The organism is Acetivibrio mesophilus, assembly GCF_004102745.1.
GTDB classification, from domain to species: domain Bacteria; phylum Bacillota; class Clostridia; order Acetivibrionales; family Acetivibrionaceae; genus Hungateiclostridium; species Hungateiclostridium mesophilum.
Genome location: NZ_RLII01000076.1, coordinates 1 through 1,912, shown reverse-complemented (window position 1 = coordinate 1,912; position 1,912 = coordinate 1). Strand labels below are relative to the sequence as shown.

General features: G+C 33.9%; 2 protein-coding genes. Both read left to right on the top strand.

Annotated elements, in window-relative coordinates; genetic code table 11:
- Nucleotides 1–1,172 (top strand): RHS repeat-associated core domain-containing protein (locus EFD62_RS18185; protein ID WP_235832708.1); only part of this gene is annotated, 1,172 nt, incomplete at its 5' end.
- 15 nt (nucleotides 1,173–1,187) lie between these two features.
- A complete protein-coding gene (locus tag EFD62_RS17265) occupies nucleotides 1,188–1,607 on the top strand; it encodes a hypothetical protein (protein WP_069194465.1) in 420 nt (139 codons plus the stop codon).
- Nucleotides 1,608–1,912: the final 305 nt, after the last annotated feature.

The following is a 1,912-nucleotide window of genomic DNA, read 5'->3' as shown; positions in this document are numbered from 1 at the left end:
ATTATATCCATAATGCCCACGGAGACATTACCGCTCTTACCGATGGAATGGGAGAAGTAGTAAACAGATACAGTTATGATGCTTTTGGTAATATATCGGACTGCGTTGAGACTGTAGATAACAGATTTAAATACTCAGGAGAAGTGCATGATTCTGTGACAGGACAATATTACTTGAGGGCAAGGTACTATAACCCAAGTATAGGTAGATTTATGCAGGAAGACACTTTTAGAGGCGACGGATTAAACTTATATACCTATGTTGCCAACAACCCAATAAAGTACATTGACCCAACCGGCCACTGCAAAGAGGGGGTTGACTTTAGTGAGGTATACGATAGCATTTTAGGTAATAACCCAAATGATATTTTAAGAACAATGATGGGACTGGATTGGACTTCAGATGATTTTAAAAACTGCTTTAAAAATGTAGATAAGAGATATGGACATACAATAAGGCAAACGCCATATTCAGGGCCAACAATAACAGCATTAAAAACTGACCCGATAACAGAGGCTGCAAGAGAAGAAGTCCGGTTTTTGTTAGATGAAATACTTGATGAATTTCACTACAGTTGGCCAGATTCTTATAGAATTGGTGACTATACTTGGAGTGCAGAATATCGAAAAAGATATCAAGAGGAAGTTAGTGAAAAAAACAGCATTGCATTCTATTTTGGTGCTTTAGACATTATTAATACTATTAAGGAATCATATGAGATTATAAGTGAAACTTCAGGAGGAGTGGACCCTTATGTGACTTTGGTTGGTACAGTTATATATACAGGAATGAATGTGATGTGGAATGAAGAGCCTGGGATAGCTGATTTCCCGGATTTTTTAGGCATTAACAGTTATATGGACAAAAAGATAGCAAAGGCTTATGAAAAGTCTCAATTTATAGATAATTCAAGCTATAAATATTTGGTATATGGAGACCAGTTTTTATGGATGAAGGGACCGAGACAGAAATTTATTGATGCTATTACTTCTATACAACAAGACATAATAAAGGAACCACGTTCTCCCTATAATTTAAGTGAGTATAACGATGCGTATAATCATGCATTGTTTAAGTATTTAGACACGATTAAGAATATGAATATAAATTATGAGGAGTCAGTTTCTCTTATGAAATTCGACTTGAGCAATATAGACAATAAGTACAAATAAGAAGGTTGGATGATTATGAAAAATAAAATATTACCTATTATATTATTAATGATAATATTATCTTTAACAGTGGCATGTGGCACGAGTGAATTCGATGAAAATTACCAGAGGTTTAAAGAGTCGTATATAATAGCTACAGAGTTTGTTGAGAATGATGGCGATTCGCTTGAAAATTTAAAAGAGATGGATTTAGACTTGTTTGAATCTGAACTCAAAAAGATGAAAGAAGCAATGGACAGTATGAGACCTCTAGCGGACTCAAAGTATAAAGAAGGCGTATATTCAAATGTAGAAAACTATTATGAAAGATTAGAGTTCCTATTGTATGCCTATAAAAATATGGAAAATTTAACCGTTAAGCAAAAAGGAAGAGTATATAGTGTGATGTATTTGGTCTCACAGAGTAGAGAAAACATAAAAAATGGCGAAAAATAACAATCTGCGTTAAAAAATACTATTAACTTAAGAATTAAACTATTGAACTCGTAAAAAATAAGGATGCCTACTATTATATCCATAATGCCCGCGGAGACATTAATGCCTTTACCGATGGTAAAGGAGGTTATTAAACTTACGACCGCTTTGATGCGTATGTTGCTAGCAACCCGATAAGATATAATGATACCAGAAATTAAGACAGACAAAACAGCAAAAATAAGTTAAAATGGAACTATGGAAAAGAGAAGACATTTTACACCTGAAGAAAAAGCAAAAATAGTAATCGAGGTCCTAAGGGAAGA